Source organism: Shimia sp. SK013, assembly GCF_001292625.1.
GTDB lineage: Bacteria > Pseudomonadota > Alphaproteobacteria > Rhodobacterales > Rhodobacteraceae > Shimia.
On the sequence record NZ_LAJH01000009.1, the window covers coordinates 957,941 to 974,974 of the forward strand.

General features: G+C 57.7%; 11 protein-coding genes and 1 tRNA gene. 7 read left to right on the forward strand and 5 right to left on the reverse strand.

From position 1 onward, the window contains the following. Window position 1: 1 nt before the first annotated feature. Window positions 2–247, reverse strand: coding sequence for a hypothetical protein (locus tag SHIM_RS20370; RefSeq protein WP_193749883.1), 246 nt, complete (start codon window positions 245–247; stop codon window positions 2–4). Here SHIM_RS20370 and carB point away from each other — a divergent pair. Together carB and SHIM_RS07315 are read left to right on the forward strand one after the other, a co-directional pair. Further along, the gene (carB, locus tag SHIM_RS07310) at window positions 210–3,551 is read left to right on the forward strand and encodes a carbamoyl-phosphate synthase large subunit (protein ID WP_054001889.1); all 3,342 of its coding nucleotides are present in this window, start codon (window positions 210–212) and stop codon (window positions 3,549–3,551) included. The two genes, SHIM_RS20370 and carB, sit on opposite strands and share 38 nt — an antisense overlap. Window positions 3,552–3,901: 350 nt before the next feature. Next, a complete protein-coding gene (locus SHIM_RS07315; protein WP_054002040.1) occupies window positions 3,902–5,146 on the forward strand; it encodes an Hsp70 family protein in 1,245 nt (414 codons plus the stop codon). A 15-nt stretch (window positions 5,147–5,161) separates the two neighbouring features. Here SHIM_RS07315 and hisD read toward each other — a convergent pair whose 3' ends face one another. The 3 genes from hisD to SHIM_RS07330 all read right to left on the reverse strand — a co-directional run bounded on the left by hisD (window position 5,162) and on the right by SHIM_RS07330 (window position 10,426). Continuing rightward, entirely contained in the window at window positions 5,162–6,439 is a 1,278-nt protein-coding gene (gene hisD / locus SHIM_RS07320) for a histidinol dehydrogenase (RefSeq protein WP_054001890.1), read from the reverse strand. A 76-nt stretch (window positions 6,440–6,515) separates the two neighbouring features. Continuing rightward, a complete protein-coding gene (locus SHIM_RS07325; RefSeq protein WP_054001891.1) occupies window positions 6,516–8,951 on the reverse strand; it encodes a GcvT family protein in 2,436 nt (811 codons plus the stop codon). Between the two features lie 245 nt (window positions 8,952–9,196). Next, the gene (locus SHIM_RS07330) at window positions 9,197–10,426 is read right to left on the reverse strand and encodes an acyl-CoA dehydrogenase family protein (RefSeq protein ID WP_054001892.1); all 1,230 of its coding nucleotides are present in this window, start codon (window positions 10,424–10,426) and stop codon (window positions 9,197–9,199) included. 198 nt (window positions 10,427–10,624) lie between these two features. Here SHIM_RS07330 and SHIM_RS07335 point away from each other — a divergent pair. From SHIM_RS07335 to SHIM_RS07350, 4 genes are all read left to right on the forward strand, one after another. Further along, window positions 10,625–10,699, forward strand: a tRNA-Gln gene (locus SHIM_RS07335). 344 nt (window positions 10,700–11,043) lie between these two features. Continuing rightward, on the forward strand, window positions 11,044–13,464 hold the full coding sequence (locus SHIM_RS07340; RefSeq protein ID WP_054001893.1) for a calcium-binding protein: 2,421 nt from the start codon (window positions 11,044–11,046) through the stop codon (window positions 13,462–13,464). A gap of 11 nt (window positions 13,465–13,475) precedes the next feature. After that, window positions 13,476–14,606, forward strand: coding sequence for an ATP-binding cassette domain-containing protein (locus SHIM_RS20625; protein ID WP_054001894.1), 1,131 nt, complete (start codon window positions 13,476–13,478; stop codon window positions 14,604–14,606). Beyond that, window positions 14,585–15,550 (forward strand): ATP-binding cassette domain-containing protein, encoded by a 966-nt coding sequence (locus SHIM_RS07350; protein WP_206541357.1) that lies wholly within the window; start codon window positions 14,585–14,587, stop codon window positions 15,548–15,550. The genes SHIM_RS20625 and SHIM_RS07350 overlap by 22 nt, the downstream gene beginning before the upstream one ends. A 146-nt stretch (window positions 15,551–15,696) precedes the next feature. On the opposite strand, the gene SHIM_RS20515 is transcribed toward SHIM_RS07350, so the two are convergent. Then, window positions 15,697–15,870 (reverse strand): hypothetical protein, encoded by a 174-nt coding sequence (locus SHIM_RS20515; protein WP_241488808.1) that lies wholly within the window; start codon window positions 15,868–15,870, stop codon window positions 15,697–15,699. 336 nt (window positions 15,871–16,206) lie between these two features. Here SHIM_RS20515 and SHIM_RS20520 point away from each other — a divergent pair, with 336 nt between their 5' ends. Then, window positions 16,207–16,959 (forward strand): HlyD family efflux transporter periplasmic adaptor subunit, encoded by a 753-nt coding sequence (locus SHIM_RS20520; protein ID WP_241488809.1) that lies wholly within the window; start codon window positions 16,207–16,209, stop codon window positions 16,957–16,959. Window positions 16,960–17,034: the final 75 nt, after the last annotated feature.

Here is a 17,034-nt window from a genome sequence, read left to right on the forward strand (position 1 = left end):
GTCAGCCGAATCTGCGGGCTACCACCCCGTCCATTGAATGGTCTGATTTCGGCACGCCGACGCGCCTCGACGCCCAAAAAACAATGAAATCACCCAAAATCCCGCTCCTAGAGCGATCCCCCTTGCGCCTTTCTTTGTGATCCGTATAACCCACGACAATTTGCGCATACGGCGACAGCTGCCCGTCGCCTCCAAGCCCGAGGTCCACCATGCCAAAAAGAACAGACATCTCCTCGATCATGATCATCGGGGCTGGCCCCATTGTGATTGGCCAAGCCTGCGAGTTTGACTACTCCGGCGCTCAGGCATGTAAGGCCCTGCGTGAAGAAGGCTATCGCGTCATTCTGGTGAACTCCAACCCAGCCACAATTATGACCGATCCCGATATGGCGGACGCGACCTACATCGAACCGATCACCCCCGAGTTTGTCGCCAAGATCATCGAAAAAGAACGTCCCGACGCGTTGCTGCCGACTATGGGCGGCCAGACCGGCCTTAACACTGCTCTCGCGGTTGAGGAAATGGGCGTGCTCGAAAAATTCGGCGTTGAAATGATCGGCGCGGATCGCGACGCCATCGAAATGGCCGAAGACCGCAAACTTTTCCGCGAAGCCATGGACCGGCTTGGCATCGAAAACCCGCGCGCCTCAATCGTGACCGCTCCGAAACGTGACGACGGCTCGACCGACCTTGACGAAGGCGTGCGTCTGGCGCTGGCAGAACTCGATGACATCGGTCTTCCGGCGATCATCCGCCCGGCCTTTACCATGGGCGGCACCGGTGGTGGCGTGGCTTATAACCGCGAAGATTACCTCCACTTCTGTCGCACCGGCATGGATGCCTCTCCCGTCAACCAGATCCTTGTCGATGAATCGTTGCTGGGTTGGAAAGAATTCGAAATGGAGGTCGTGCGCGACCGCGCCGACAACGCCATCATCGTCTGCGCCATTGAAAACATCGACCCGATGGGCGTGCACACGGGTGACTCCATCACCGTGGCCCCAGCGCTGACGCTGACCGACAAAGAGTATCAGGTCATGCGCAACCACTCGATCGCAGTTCTGCGCGAAATCGGCGTGGAAACAGGTGGCTCCAATGTGCAATGGGCGGTGAACCCTGCTGACGGCCGCATGGTTGTGATCGAAATGAACCCGCGTGTGTCCCGCTCATCCGCTTTGGCGTCCAAGGCCACTGGCTTCCCGATTGCCAAGATCGCTGCGAAACTGGCCGTCGGCTTCACGCTGGACGAACTCGACAACGACATCACCAAAGTAACCCCTGCGTCTTTTGAGCCGACAATCGACTATGTCGTCACCAAAATCCCGAAATTTGCTTTCGAAAAATTCCCCGGCGCCGAGCCATATCTGACCACCGCGATGAAATCCGTGGGCGAGACAATGGCCATCGGCCGCACCATCCACGAGTCCTTGCAAAAAGCTCTGGCCTCGATGGAGAGCGGGCTAACCGGATTTGACGAAGTGGAAATCGAAGGCGCCGACGACACCTCGCTGGGCCGCGCTATGGTCATCAAAGCCATCAGCGTCGCCACCCCGGACCGCATGCGCACCATCGCGCAGGCCATGCGCCACGGCCTGACCAACGAAGAAATCCACGACGTCACCATGTTTGACCCGTGGTTCCTTGACCGTATCCGCGAAATCGTCGACGCCGAGGCGGACGTGCGCGCTTCTGGTTTGCCCCTGACCGAGGACGGCCTGCGCCGCCTCAAAATGCTCGGTTTTACCGACGCCCGCCTCGCCACTCTGTCCGGCCGCGACGAAGACAATGTGCGCCGCGCCCGCCAGAACCTTGGCGTAACCGCCGTCTTCAAACGCATCGATACCTGCGCCGCCGAGTTTGAGGCGCAAACACCTTATATGTACTCCACCTACGAGGCCCCGATGATGGGCGACGTAGAATGCGAAGCGCGGCCATCGGACCGCAAAAAAGTTGTGATCCTTGGGGGCGGCCCCAACCGCATCGGTCAGGGTATCGAGTTTGATTACTGCTGCTGTCACGCTTGCTATGCGCTGACCGAGCAGGGCTATGAAACCATCATGATCAACTGCAACCCCGAAACCGTGTCGACAGACTATGACACTTCGGATCGCTTGTATTTTGAACCACTGACGTTTGAACACGTCATGGAAATCCTGCGTGTCGAACAGGACAACGGCACGCTTCATGGCGTGATCGTGCAATTCGGCGGCCAAACACCGCTGAAACTGGCAAACGCGCTGCAAAACGAAGGCATCCCGATCCTCGGCACCACGCCTGACGCCATTGATCTCGCCGAAGATCGTGAGCGTTTTCAAGCGCTTGTGAATGAACTCAATCTCAAGCAGCCTAACAATGGCATCGCCTCCACTGACGCCGAAGCGATCGTGATTGCCGGCAAGATTGGCTTCCCGCTGGTGATCCGCCCGTCCTATGTGCTGGGTGGCCGCGCGATGGAAATCGTGCGCGACATGGCGCAACTGGAACGCTATATCGCCGAGGCCGTGGTTGTGTCCGGCGACAGTCCGGTTCTGCTGGACAGCTATCTTGATGGCGCGGTCGAACTCGACGTGGATGCGCTCTGTGATGGCAAGGATGTGCACATCACCGGCATCATGCAGCACATCGAAGAGGCAGGCGTGCACTCCGGCGACAGCGCTTGCTCGCTGCCACCTTACTCGCTGGACGAAGACATTATTGCCGAGATCGAACGTCAGACCCACGCGCTCGCAATTGCGCTGAATGTTGTGGGTTTGATGAACGTGCAGTTCGCCGTGAAAAGCGGTGAAATCTACCTCATCGAGGTCAACCCGCGCGCCTCGCGTACGGTGCCGTTTGTGGCAAAATCCACCGACAGCGCCATCGCCTCGATTGCAGCGCGCATCATGGCTGGCGAAAAACTCGCCGACTTCCCCAAGCGCCCCCCCTACAAAGAGGGTGACACGACCAAGGATCAACCAATCGCTGACCAGATGACGTTGGCCGACCCGAACATGCCGTGGTTCTCCGTCAAAGAGGCCGTGCTGCCTTTTGCCCGCTTCCCCGGCGTTGACACCATATTGGGCCCAGAAATGCGCTCAACCGGCGAAGTCATGGGCTGGGACCGCAGTTTCCCGCGTGCCTTTCTAAAGGCTCAGATGGGCGCAGGCATGCACCTGCCTGAATCGGGCAAGGTCTTCTTCTCGATCAAAGATGCCGACAAAACGCCAGACCTGGTGGAAACCGCGCAAACCCTGATCGATCTGGGCTTTGGCATTGTCGCCACGCGCGGCACTGCGGGTTTCCTGAACGGCGAAAACATCGCCTGCGATGTGGTCAACAAAGTTTATGAGGGCCGCCCCAACGTGGTCGACATGCTCAAGGACGGCCAAATCTCGCTGGTGATGAACACCACCGAAGACACCCAAGCCGTTGAAGACAGTCGCGAAATCCGCGCCGTCGCGCTCTACGACAGGATTCCCTACTTCACCACCGCAGCCGCCAGCCATGCCGCCGCTCAGGCCATGCAAGCGATGCGCGAAGAGGATCTGGAAGTGCGCAGCCTGCAAGGTTAAGGCGCACACGCACTTCAAAACCAGTCAAAAAGCCGGGCGCCTCACGTCCGGCTTTTTAACGCGGCGGCTTCAAGACAGCGTCCTGCGCAAAGACGAAATGTTCAAACGCAACGCCACCCAAAACGCCGGTGCCACGCTTGCCACGCTGCAAGGTATTGTCCTTTTGGGGGCTGCGACCCCACCCAAAAAGCTGCACCCCGATCCGCAATACAATCGACACCCATGTTGCCCAATTCGACAAAACACAGGACAGCCTCCTATGGCTGTTCCTTTTCATTCCCAAGCCTGCTTGACAGACGGTGGCGACGGTCGTAGGTCTCGCCGCCTTCAAAACCGCAAAAGGCAAGGCCATGACACGCGCGTTGGGCATCGACTTCGGCACCTCAAACTCCGCTGCCGGCTTTATGCAGGACGGCCACCCGAGGCTGATCACATTTGACGGCGGCAACACCACTCTGCCCACCACGTTTTTTTTCGACTTTGAGACGCGCAAAACCCTCTTGGGAGAGCCCGCCAATCAGGCGCTGCTCGAAGGGCTGGAAGGCCGCTTTATGCGCGCCCTTAAACGTGTGCTGGGCACCGGCCTGATGCATGAAAAGCGCCAGATTCTGAACACGCGCGTGACGTTTGTCGACATTATCGCCCGCTTCCTGCGCCACATCAAAACCCAGGCCGAAATCCAAACCGGCCTGACGTTTGAACACGCCGTTTCCGGCCGCCCTGTTGTCTTTCACGGCACAGGCGATGCACGCGAACAACAGGCCGAAGACGACCTGCGCGACTGTTATCTCGCGGCAGGGTTTACTGACGTAACCTTTTTGGCCGAACCCGAAGCCGCCGCCATCGCAGATGGCGCTTTGGTGGATGGCAAGGGCATCGGCCTGATTGTGGATATTGGCGGCGGCACCTCGGACTTTTCGCTGTTCCGCACTCACGACGGCACCGTCGACATTCTTGCCAATCATGGCGTGCGCATTGGCGGTACCGACTTTGACCGCGCACTGAGCTTTGCCGAGGTTATGCCCTACTTTGGCAAAGGCAGCCTGCTGCGCGATCACTTCGGCCCCGGCCGCTTCCCGACGCCAAATGCGATCTTCAATGATCTGGCAACATGGGAAAAAATCCCATTCCTTTACACCGCACAAACCCAGCGCAAGGTCGCGGAGATGTCAAAACAGGCAGAGGAGCCGGCAAAACTCTCTCGTCTGGCAGATGTGCTGCGCGATGAACTCGCGCACGATATCGCCTTTGCTACCGAGACCGGAAAAATTGCCGCCAACCGGAACGCCGACGCCTCAGCGATCGACCTTTCGCAAATCGAGCGCAACCTGACCGTCCCGCTGCCGCCAAGCAAACTCACCGAGATCCTCTCCCCCTATGGCGCCGACATGCGCAAGGGCGTGAATGACACGCTGGACATGGCCGGACTTCAGGCAGATCAAATCGACCGTGTGATCTATGTCGGCGGATCAAGTTTGCTGAACGTGGTGTCTGACGCGGTCAAGTCCGTGACGCCCAACGCAGACCACAGTCTCTCCGAGGTGTTCACAGCAGTGACCGACGGGTTGGCGCGCGCAACGAACCGGCCAATTTAGGCCCGAACACCATTCCTACGACGGCGCTGGCAAAAGCCTCAACTCCGCCGCCCGCGCATGACCTTCCATGCCTTCAATGCGGCTGATCTTTGCCGTGCGCATGGCCAGATCATGCGACGCCTGTGGTGTGCACCGCTGCCACGTAACGGTCTTGGTGAACTTGTGAACCGACAGCCCCCCAGTGTATCTGGCCGCGCCATCGGTCGGTAACACATGGTTGGGACCAGAGGTCTTATCGCCAAAGGACACCGTGGTTTCCGCGCCCAAAAACAGCGATCCATAGGCCGACAACCGATCCAACCACCAATCAAGATCATCCGCCTGAACCTGAAGATGTTCCGGCGCGTATCGGTCCGACACCTGCGCCGCTTCTTCTCTCGTGTCGCACACAATAACTTCGGCGCGCTCCGCCCACGCGGTGCGGGCAGCCGTCGCATTCGGCTCCGGCAAACTGTCAATGAGGGGATGCACACGCGCCATGACATCATTGGCCAGCGCCGCGTCTGTGCTCACCAGCCAGACCGGACTGTCGACGCCATGTTCGGCTTGACTGACCAGATCCCAAGCGACGGTTTCTGCCGATGCCGTGTGATCCGCAATCACCAGTGAATCCGTCGGACCTGCGAACATATCAATGCCCACCTTGCCAAACAGCAGCCGTTTTGCCTCCGCCACGTAAGAATTTCCAGGCCCCACCAGAATGTCTGCAGGTTGGGCATCAAACAGCCCCTGTGCCATCGCCGCAATGCCCTGAACACCACCCAAATTCAAGATCACATCAGCCCCGCTCAGATCCATCGCATACACAATTGCGTCGGGAATTCCTGTCTCAGGTCGGGTCGGTGACACTGCGGTGATGTTCGGAACACCAGCGACTTTTGCCGTGGTGATCGTCATCAGAGCGCTGGCAATATGGCTGTATCGCCCACCGGGAACGTAACACCCTGCACTCGACACCGGGATCTGCTTTTGCCCGGCGATCAGCCCCGGCATCACCTCGATTTCAAATTCCCCCACTGTGGCAAGTTGCGCTTCTGCAAACCGGCGAATGTTGGCATGGGCAAACCCGATGTCTTCCTTCAAGTCCTGCGGCACCCGCGCGCAAGCGGCTTTGCGGTCGACGTCCGACAACACAATGTCGCCGGTCCACCCATCCAATTGCTTTGCATACCGCCGAACCGCGTCTTCACCTTCGCGTTCAATGTTGGTCAGCATGATTTGCACCAAGTCGCGGATGTCGCTGCCTTCCGACACAGGACGCGGACCAGCTTTTTTCAGATAGATAATCGCCATCTCGTCAACTCACTTTGTTCGCGTGTCGCCACGCTCCTATTCGGGCCGCGCCCTCAATTCTGTTCGGGGTCTCCCCCTACCCTCTGATCCGGGAAAACTCCGGATCATACGGCGACGGCGCAATGACCGTGGCCTCAACAAGTGTCCCGCAAAGATCCAATTGCGCCGAATTTCCATCGACTGCCATTTCGGGATCAACAAACGCATAGGCCAGGTTCAGACCCGTCCGATGCCCCCAGTCACCTGAAGTCACCGTGCCCACCACCGCGTCATCTCGCATCAACGAAGCACCGCCGTGCGCAGGCGCATGGGTGGCATCAACCTTGAGCGTCACCAGTTTCTTACGCGGCCCCGCCACCTGCCGTTCCAGCAACGCGGCTTTGCCAATGAAATCAGCTTTCTCGAGCTTCACAAACCGCTCAAGCCCTGTCTCAAACGGGTCAAACTCGGTCAACAGATCGGCTTTCCAGTGCAAAAACCCTTTCTCCATGCGCATCGCATCCACCGCGCGGGCGCCAAACAGCGTCATCCCGTGGGCTACACCGGCTTCCCGCAAGGCCAGATACGCTGCATAAAGCGAGGCATTGGGAACATGGATTTCATATGCCAGCTCACCGGAAAAGCTGACGCCCAACACGGTGGCCGGTGCATATCCAATGAAACACTCGCGCACCGACAGCCAAGGAAACGCCTCCTTGGACCAATCGCCGCGCGCGGAGGCGGACAGCACATCCCGCGCCTTGGGCCCAGCCAACACAAGGATCGTGAAATCATTGGTCAAACTGCGGATTTGAACGTCCTCATCCGCGCCCAAATGGCTTTGCAGCCAATCCATGTCGTGCAATTCACTGGCCGCCGCCGATCCATACCAAACCCGACCCGGGCCGCGCTCGCTGGCGGCGATATTGGCAATCGTCGCCTCGCCCTTGATCATGCCGTGAGCGTTCAACAAATACCCAAGCCCGACGCGCCCGTCCCGCTTGGTGACCGTGCCACAGAACATCCGATCCAAGAACGCATGCCGGTCTGCGCCGGTGATCTCAAACCGGTTAAACCCGTTGACCTCACACAGACCAACGTTGTCTTGCACGTTCTTCACCTCGGCTGCGACGACGTCAAAAGCTTCGTCAAACCCGAACCCAAGCGTCGGATGAAAATCTGGTGTCGGCTTGATGTACTCAACCCGCTCCCAACCATTCACCACGGTGAATTCCGCACCTTCGGCTGCGAAAACCGGCGTCAAAGGTGTGGTGCGCGCGTTGCGCCCCGCTGGGCGGTGCTCATGCGGAAAATGAAACCGGAATTCGTTTTGGTAATCTTCGATCGCTTTCAACGCGGTCAACTCGACATTGGTGTGGCCCGCAAAGCGGCGCGGATCAATGCACCACGTGTCATACTGCGCTTCACCATGGACGATCTGTTGCGCCAAAAGCCAGCCATGACCACCCCCCTCGCCCAATCCAGCGCGCAGCCCGATGATGCAAAACGCGTTGCGCTTGCCCGGGATCGGCCCAACCAGCGGCGCGCCGTCGATTGTGTATGTGATCGGCCCATTCACCACCGTATGGATACCGACGTCCGCCAGCGCGGGCATTCGCTCAAACGCCCCCTCAAGCACATCCATGACCCTTTCAAGATCATCCGGACACAGCGCGTTGACAAAATTCGGGTCAATCCCGTCCATGCCCCACGTCTTGCAGTCCTGTTCATAAAACCCGACCAAAAGGCCGTTCTTTTCCTGTCGGCAATAATAGTCGCTGATCGGGCAGCGGATCAGCGGCATTCGATGCCCCGCGTCTTTGATCGCAGGGATGTCTTCCGTCAGAAAATACTGATGCTCCATCGACGCCACCGGATGATGCACACCCATCATCGCGCCGACCTCGTTCACCCGATACCCGCCCGCATTGACAACGATATCGCAATCAATATCGCCATGTTCTGTGTGCACCGTCCATGTATCGTCTTTGTGTTGGGTCAGGCCTGTAACGGGCGTGTTGCGATAGACCTCAGCACCGGCCTTGCGCGCGCGCCGCGCCAGCGCCTGACACAACTGTGCGGGATCAATGTCGCCATCCAGCGGATCCCAAAGACCGCCGATCATATTCTCGGTCGAGATCAGCGGATGCCGCCGCGCGCATTCTTCGGCATTGAGCACCTCAAAATGCACGTCCATCCCGCGGGCCATTGACGCAAAATGCCGATACCCCTGCATCTGCGCCTCTGTGTTGGCCAAACGCATGCCCCCATCCCCATGATGGTAATTGATCGGATACTCCGGATCTTCAGCCAGCTCTTTGTAGAGGTTGATCGAATGAGTTTTCAGCCCCACCATGGTCTGGTTCATGCCAAAATTTGTCACCTGAGCCGCAGAATGCCACGTTGTGCCACTGGTCAACTCATTGCGCTCAACCAACACCACATCGCTCCACCCCTCCTGAGTGAGGTGATACAGCGTTGAGCAGCCTGCAATGCCGCCGCCAATGACGACCACTTTGGTGCGCGATTTCATATGACATGCCTCCAGCTAAGCGTTCCGCTGAAAGAGGCGCAAATATTTGCACACTGCAATGCTCAGGCCGACAATTCAAAAACACCAAATATTGTTTTCGGCTTTTCCAAAGCAAAGCTCAGGTAAGCGCAAAGCTAAAATCGCAACGGAGCGTCCATGAAACGCAAAAAAGGGGCCCCGAAAGGCCCCAATTTTCGCACTGTCGCGATACCACCGTAATACCGACGCGATACCGACGGCGGTATTTACACTTTTTGTTGGGTATATTTGCGAAGCTCCGCCCGTGCCACCTGACGGCGGTGCACGGCGTCCGGACCATCTGCCAGACGCAACGTCCGGATGCCGGTCCAGGCCGCTGCCAGTGGCGTATCCTGGCTCACACCAGTGCCACCATGCATCTGCACAGCTTCGTCGATAACCTTGAGCGCTACGTTCGGAGCGACAACCTTGATCTGGCTGATCCAAGGCGCTGCCGCGCGGGCATCGCCTTGATCCATCATCCAGGCCGCTTTCAGACACAGCAAACGCGCCTGTTCGATCTCCATCCGGCAGGTGGCAATGATGTCATAGTTCGCGCCCAAATGCGCCAGCTGTTTGCCGAACGCCTCACGATCCAACGAGCGTCGGATCATCTGCGCCAGCGCCGATTCAGCCTGACCGATGGCACGCATGCAGTGGTGGATGCGGCCTGGGCCAAGCCGGCCTTGCGCGATCTCAAATCCACGCCCTTCGCCCAGCAGAATGGCATCTACTGGCACGCGAACGTTGGTGAACTTGATGTGCATGTGACCGTGTGGCGCATCGTCCTGACCATAAACCATCATCGGGCGCAGGATCTCGATACCTTCGGCATCTGACGGCACCACAATCATCGATTGGCGTTTGTGAACTGGAAGGTCATCTCCGCCGGTTTTCACCATGGCAATATAGACCTTACAGCGTGGATCGCCTGCACCAGAAGACCAATACTTCTCGCCATTTAGCACATATTCATCACCGTCACGAACGCATTCCATGGAGACATTGGTGGCGTCTGACGAGGCCACATCGGGCTCGGTCATAAGGTAAGCAGACCGGATTTTGCCTTCCAGCAGAGGCGTCAGCCACTCTTGCTTCATGGCCTCGGTGCCATAACGCTCAAAAACCTCCATATTGCCGGTGTCAGGCGCCGCGCAGTTGAACACTTCCGCGCCCAATGGCGTCTTGCCCATCTCTTCTGCAAAGAAAGCATATTCCACGGTCGTCAGACCAAAGCCGCGCTCGCTGTCTGTCAGCCAGAAGTTCCACAGACCACGTTCTTTCGCCTTGGATTTCAGCCCTTCCAGGATTTCTGTCTGCCGTTCCGTGAACGTCCAGCGATCCCCAGTGCCGATCTCCTTGTGATACTCTGCTTCCAGCGGCATGATCTCGTTTTGGATCATATCCCGCACCTGCTCGAGCAGGCTTTCCATCTCTGGACGTATTCCCAGGAACATCGTCTCTCTCCTCAATTTACCTGTCGCAACTCTGCCGTGCGGCACTTGTCTTTGTCCATCGGTGCTCCGCGAAAATGACGCGGGGTACCTTTGAGAAGTTCCTGAAGAATACCTGAACAGAAAACAGAAAATTTCCGCAACAAAACTCGATTCGGGTCTTGCACCCGCCTTCATCGGCCAGTAAATACCCGCTCACGTTGGGATGTAGCCAAGTGGTAAGGCAACTGTTTTTGGTACAGTGTACCGTAGGTTCGAATCCTACCATCCCAGCCACTTTTCTCTGGATCGTTAAATTTAGCAGTCAGGCACCCCAAGGGTCCCGATAATGCCCCTGTTTATGCCCCATCGGTCTGGTCCCCTGTGAGGGTTCTGTGGGACAGGGTATCTCTGCCGACACCCAATCTCTTTGGTGTCGGGTTCGAACCATCAAGCACTTTTACGCGTGCCTTCACTGAGCCCAGCAAGCCGTTGAAACCAATACGTGTCCCGGCGGTCTTGATGCGACCAACCGCGGGCGAGCGAGCCTGCTCACCTGAACAAAAGGGGAACTGTTAACGCTTCATTATCACAGTTGCCGCACCATGGCCGCAAATTGATTGTTTCAAAAGGTATTGGTTATGGTAGAAAACAGCCCTGACGCCGGTGTGAATTCCGTAACGGGAACGACCGGCGACGACACGATCTTGTCGCCAGACGGGATCGTCGATTCCATCAACGGCAACTCCGGCAGCGATACCATCGAAACTGACGGCGGCAATGACCTCGCCGCAGGAGATATGGTCGGTGATGAATGGGCATTTGTCGACGGGCAATGGGTTTTCAACCCCGATGCCATCAACACCACTAGCACGCCGGTGACGCGCGACTACAATGACGTGATCACCACCGGCGATGGGGACGACGTTTTGCTCGGGAACGGTGGAAATGACGATCTAAGCGCGGGGGCTGGCGCGGATCGCATTAATGCTGGCACAGGGCGCGACCGCGCGGACGGTGGTGCTGGCGATGATATCGTCAACCTTGAAAGCGGAGACGACACCGGTCAGGGCGGCATTGGCGCCGATACGATCAATGCAGGTTCCGGCAACGACCTGGTGCATGGCGACTTGGCAGATGGCAATCTGTTGACCGGGGGCGTGGAGGGCAGCGGCGGCACCTTCGCACAAATTGCCGGAGGCGGAAGCTGGCGCGTCGATGATAGCGGCGAAACACCCGAAATTTCACAAACAATTCAGACTGTTGAGGGCGAAACTTACAGTTTGTCTTTTGACATGGCCGCGAACATGTCCGGCGGATCTTCTTCCTGCGTGATGGAGGTTCTTTGGGACGATGAGGTGGTGTGTGTGATGGACGCGCACTCCGGAGGTTACAAGACGGTCACTTTGGACGTGGTCGGCAAAGATGGTGAAGGGACGCTGACCTTCCGCGAACTTCCGCCCCCCGACACTGGCCCAAAATACGATACCAGTGGACCAATCTGCACCTACCCCAAAGAAGTGAGGGTTGGCGGCGAAGACATCGAGGTTGCGGCCTTCGCGCCAGGTCAGTCCAAGCTCTATCAAATGATCGACGGACAGTTGAACGTGTTTGACACGCAAACCGAGCAATACGAGGTCGCTGGCGACCCCACGGGTCTGCGCATTAATGCCATTGGTTTCAACACGGAAGACGACCTAATCTATGGCATCGCCAAGGCCGACGGCGTCGATGCACAGGGCAATCCTGTGTCGGTGCGGGATCTGGTCATGGTCGATGCAAATGGCGAAGCCCATAGGGTTGGGGCGACACCCGTTGGCGACTATGTCGGCGATTTTGACAACGAGGGTAATCTTTGGACATTTCAGTCCAGCCTCAACCGCGTGACCCGGATTGACGTCAACGAACTGGATGAAAACGGCAATCCACAAGCGACAAATTTCGACCTGCCCAATGGCCTGTTTCAAGGGCGCACTTACGACATCGCCTACAACGCGGAAGAAGACGTGTTTTACGCCGTCGAAAGTCCCGGGGCCAATGGCGGCAGCGGCACCGTACATCGGATAGACCTGAGCGGTCTTGACGATGGCGACACCCCGGTTATCACCTCGGTGCCCATCACTGCGACGCTCTATGACGACGGGATGACGGCCGGCATGCCCAAAGGGGCCTATGGCGCGGTTTTCCTGGACGGCGATGGCAACCTCTACTTCGGGCTCAATCGGGGCGATCATGATCTTGATGGTTCCACGGATGCGGTCGGCGGGATCTACAAGGTGAACATCGATTGGACCGAGGGTGCTGCTTTTAGCGAATACATGGCCGAAGCCCAATCCACCGGCAGCAATGACGGCGCAGTCGATCCCCGTGCGCCGGACCCGTTTGCCGAAGTCGACCCCACTGGCTCTGTGCTGGTACGTAACCCGTCTATCGGGCCGACCTCCGGCGGCAATGACAAATTGCGCGGCGGTCAGGGAGAGGACACCATGTTTGGTGGCGGCGGCGATGACACGCTGCATGGCGGGGCTGATGACGATGTTTTGTCAGGCGACTCCGGGTCTGATCGCGCCTTCGGTGGCGTTGGAAACGACAACGTCCAAGGCGGTGCTGGCAACGACAAGCTCTTTGGCAACGCCGGTGAGGACAGTTTGTCCGGCGGCACCGGGCGAGATTACTTGAACGGCGGCACCGGCAATGACCAGCTAGAGGGCGGCGCGGGCACAGACAAACTTGTGGGCGGCGCCGGTTCCGACACCCTGAGCGGCGGTGAAGGCAACGACCACTTGTGGGGTGGCAATTGGTATCAGGACGGAAGCGCCGACACCTTTGTATCCGCGGCCGGTGGTGGCAGCGACATGATTCACGACTTTGAAACCGAACAGGATGTGATTGACCTGACCGCCTACGGCATCGATTATTCCGATCTTCAATCGCATATTCAAGATCAAGGCTGGGCAACCGTGATTGATCTGAGTGCGCTTACCGGCGGCGAAGTCAACGACCGGCTGATCCTGAAATCCGTGTCGCCCGACGATTTGGACGAAAGCAACTTTTTGCTCTGAGGAGGCCGCCTTTGTCGAGCCCGAACATTGGCCAGCTCAAGCGTCTCTCCGTGCCGCTTGTCGCGCTGAGCCTGATCACCAACTTGGCCATTCTGGTAAACCCAATCTTCATGATGCAGGTACTCGATCGAGTGGTGCCAACCGGAAACATGCACACGCTCGCGATGCTGTTGGGGGTCGCGTTAGGCGCGTTGGCATTACAAGCCATGGTGGAGTATCTGCGTGATGTGAGCTTTCATCGCGCGGCCCACTGGCTGGAGCGCGCAAGTTTGCCAGCGGTTCTTGCCAGCCCAAGGGATGTGCGCGACGCCCTGATGACGGACCGAAACCAGCTTTCGGGCGCGTTGTCCGGCGGCGCGGCGGTCACTGCCTTGATGTTGCCATGGATACCCCTGTTTCTTCTGGTTCTTTGGGTCATTCACCCTTGGTTTCTGGCTATGGCGATATGCCTCACGGGCCTGTCTGCGACGGTGCGACTGGCTGGCGACAGCCTCCTTGGAGCGGGGCGCTCGCAGCATGCAAAGCTGTCGCAGCAAGAGGCCACCACTCTGCGCGATGCCGAAGTGGTCATTGCCGGATCAGGCATGCCCGGCATGTTCCGCAACTTGCTTGATCGGTTTTCTGCGACGATGTCACGCCGCCTTTCAGTTGCGGATCAAATGACCCGTCCCACTGTGGCAACCGCGAGTTTGTCCAGCTTCCTGAGAGCCGCGACGCAACTCTTGGGGCTTAGCCTTGGCGCGGCACTTGTTGTTACCGGCGATCTGAGCGCTGGCGGCATGATCGCCGCCAGCCTGATCCTTGCCCGCAGCGTCGCAAATATTGAACAGATATTGATCCAATGGCCGCAAATGACAGCTGCCCGCAGCGCGTTTCACCGCCTCGGCGCCATTCCGGATGTTGCTGAACCCTCTGCAACCGAGATCCCCAAATTGTCCGGGGCTCTTAGCTGCAAAAGTCTGATTTTTCCACGTGGGGGTGGGGCGCCGCCACGCCTCGAAAAGATTAGCTTTGCGTTGCCTCCTGGAAGCTGCCTCGCCGTTGTCGGCTCTTCAGGCGGAGGGAAAACCACACTCTTGGAGGCTCTGAGCGGTGTTGCCCCTGCCCTATTGGTTCAGTGTTGCTGGAAGAAACCGACATAAAAACCTTACCTGTTCCCAGCTTGGCCGCTCACGTCGGCTACCTCCCTCAACAGGCGCATTTGTTTCACGGCACTTTGGCTGAAAATATCAGCGGTTTCGCCGCTGACTCAAATGGCACGCGCATTGTGGCAGCTGCCAAAACCGCTGGCGTGCACGGGTTGATCAGCGCGTTACCGAAAAGTTACGATACCGACATAGGATCACATGCGCACCTCCTGTCCGCCGGCCAGAAGCAACGGGTTGCATTGGCTCGCGCCATTTATCACACACCTCGATACCTCTTTCTGGACGAGCCAAACGCACTGTTGGATGCGGCCGGCGAGCGGCAGCTTTGTGCGGCCCTGGCACGCCTGAAAAAGATGGACACAACCATCGTAATGGTGATCCACAGATCCGGCCTTATGGGTTTGGCGGACTATGTACTCGCCCTTGAACAAGGGCGCATGGTCGATTTTGGACCACGAACAGAGGTTCTCGGCCGTATGCACGTGGGGCGGCGGCGAATTGAACTCCCATTGATGGAAACGTCCCTAAAAGATTTAACGGATTGGATTGGCACTCAATTCACCCGCAGCGGCGATGCTGATCTATCCAAAAAAACCGAGCTTTTGGCGACCGAAATTTTTAATCTTGCTTTGGCCGACGGCCCGAACGATGAACTGCGCGCCGCCAGCTTTCATTTTTGTTTTCTCAACGAGCACAGCTGCGAAATTTCGATGACCGAGGATCGACCTTCCTCCGCCGGCCCCAAAGTACACAAAGTGACTTCGTTGCTCAAAAACCCTGACATCAACCCCACCGGCCTGCCTCCAGATGAGGCCGCAATCGCAGTGATATCGCGCATTAGTGATGCCTTTGATATCCGCTCAGCGGACGGCCAGACCGTCTTTCGCGCCGCCGCCTCTACTCCTGCCGGACCTCTCAATGGAAGGGCCGCACATTGAACACACGCGCCCTACCAGAAAGCCCAGATGACCAAAACAGCGAACTACCTTACCACGTGCTTCGTCCGCTGCGCGCAGGATTTATTTCTGTGCAGTTGTTTGTGCTGATATTTGCTTGCTGGGCCACGCTTGCGAAGCTTGCGACGTCAATCCACGCCACAGGTCACCTCAATGGGCCGCAACCAAATTTCGACATTCAACACCCGTTTGGCGGCGACATTAAAGCGGTTTTGGTGAAAGAACATCAGTCCGTAAACGCCGGACAGATCCTCATACGAATGGACGTTTCCAACGAAATCGCGCAACAGGTGCAGTTGCAAAACAGTCTCCAATTACTGCTAGATCAACAGAACGCCCTTGCCTGGGCGCTGAACACCCAGACGGATGACTTAACAACCGCCACACACCTTGGCGTAACCAAACATGCAACAAATCAAGCGACCGATTCAATGCCGGGAGCCGGTTCAATTTCCGCTCGTGTCCACACGACAGAACGCAATCCGCAGGCCGCTACCCAATCAGAGATGCGCATCCGCAATATGGTTGAGGTCCTGCATGTCCGACGCGATGCGACCACGCAATCAGCAGAAGCAATGCGAAACCGGGCCGCCGGGCTGGAAAACAGTCTGTTGGCCCGGACACAACAGCGGGCCTCAATGCAAGCCAGATTCGACCGGTACAGCAAACTGGTCCAAACCGGCGCGCTGCGCGCCTCAGACAACGATACATTACTCGAAGCCATGCTGGATCTGGATGCCAGCATGCGAGCTGAACGGGCGGAGGTGAATGCGCTGCACGTACAAACCGCGCAAGTCGCATTGCAAGTCAAAGCCGAAGAATTGGACTTGCGGCAGAAACTTCTCGATCGTCAGGGTCAAGTGGCGGAAGCCATTCCGCGCATTCGCATGCAAATCCTGCGACTGGACGCACAAGTGCGCAGCGCGGAACTGCGTGCGCCGACCGACGGCACCATTGCGCGCCTGCACTATGATACCGACCAAATGTTTGTGCCACGCGGCGAAACCGTGCTGACCTTGACGCGGCCCACCCAATCCCATCGCGTCTCCTTTGTAGTGCCGCCTCATGCCATCGATCAAACCCGCATCGGCATGCAAGGTCATCTAACTGTTTCAAGTCTGCCACAACGCAATCATCCAAAAGTGCGGGTTCAAATTCAGTCCCTCTCGCCCGAAGCACGACGCAACAGCGACGGTGCACTTCTTGGCTATGATGGGGTCGCCACTATCGACGCTCAGGACATGAAAGAGCTGCGCGCGCAAATGGGTGAGGGTCTGACGCTGTCAATTGATATGCCCGTGTCTCTGGTTTTCGCAGGGCGCGATACAACTTTCTCCGACTATTTGATCGGGCCATTTTTGGACTTCGTGACCAAAGCCCTGCAAGATTGATCACTCATCCACGGTGCGCCAACAAAGATTTCACTTTGAAAGCGTGCACTATGCGCGCAGGGTGTTTCGCATAAA

Coding starts and splice junctions, on each gene's coding strand:
- SHIM_RS20520 (WP_241488809.1), top strand. CDS start 16,207: ATGCAAGCCAGATTCGACCGGTACAGCAAACTGGTCCAAACCGGCGCG.
- SHIM_RS07315 (WP_054002040.1), top strand. CDS start 3,902: ATGACACGCGCGTTGGGCATCGACTTCGGCACCTCAAACTCCGCTGCC.
- carB (WP_054001889.1), top strand. CDS start 210: ATGCCAAAAAGAACAGACATCTCCTCGATCATGATCATCGGGGCTGGC.
- SHIM_RS07330 (WP_054001892.1), bottom strand. CDS start 10,426: ATGTTCCTGGGAATACGTCCAGAGATGGAAAGCCTGCTCGAGCAGGTG.
- hisD (WP_054001890.1), bottom strand. CDS start 6,439: ATGGCGATTATCTATCTGAAAAAAGCTGGTCCGCGTCCTGTGTCGGAA.
- SHIM_RS07340 (WP_054001893.1), top strand. CDS start 11,044: ATGGTAGAAAACAGCCCTGACGCCGGTGTGAATTCCGTAACGGGAACG.
- SHIM_RS07325 (WP_054001891.1), bottom strand. CDS start 8,951: ATGAAATCGCGCACCAAAGTGGTCGTCATTGGCGGCGGCATTGCAGGC.
- SHIM_RS20370 (WP_193749883.1), bottom strand. CDS start 247: ATGATCATGATCGAGGAGATGTCTGTTCTTTTTGGCATGGTGGACCTC.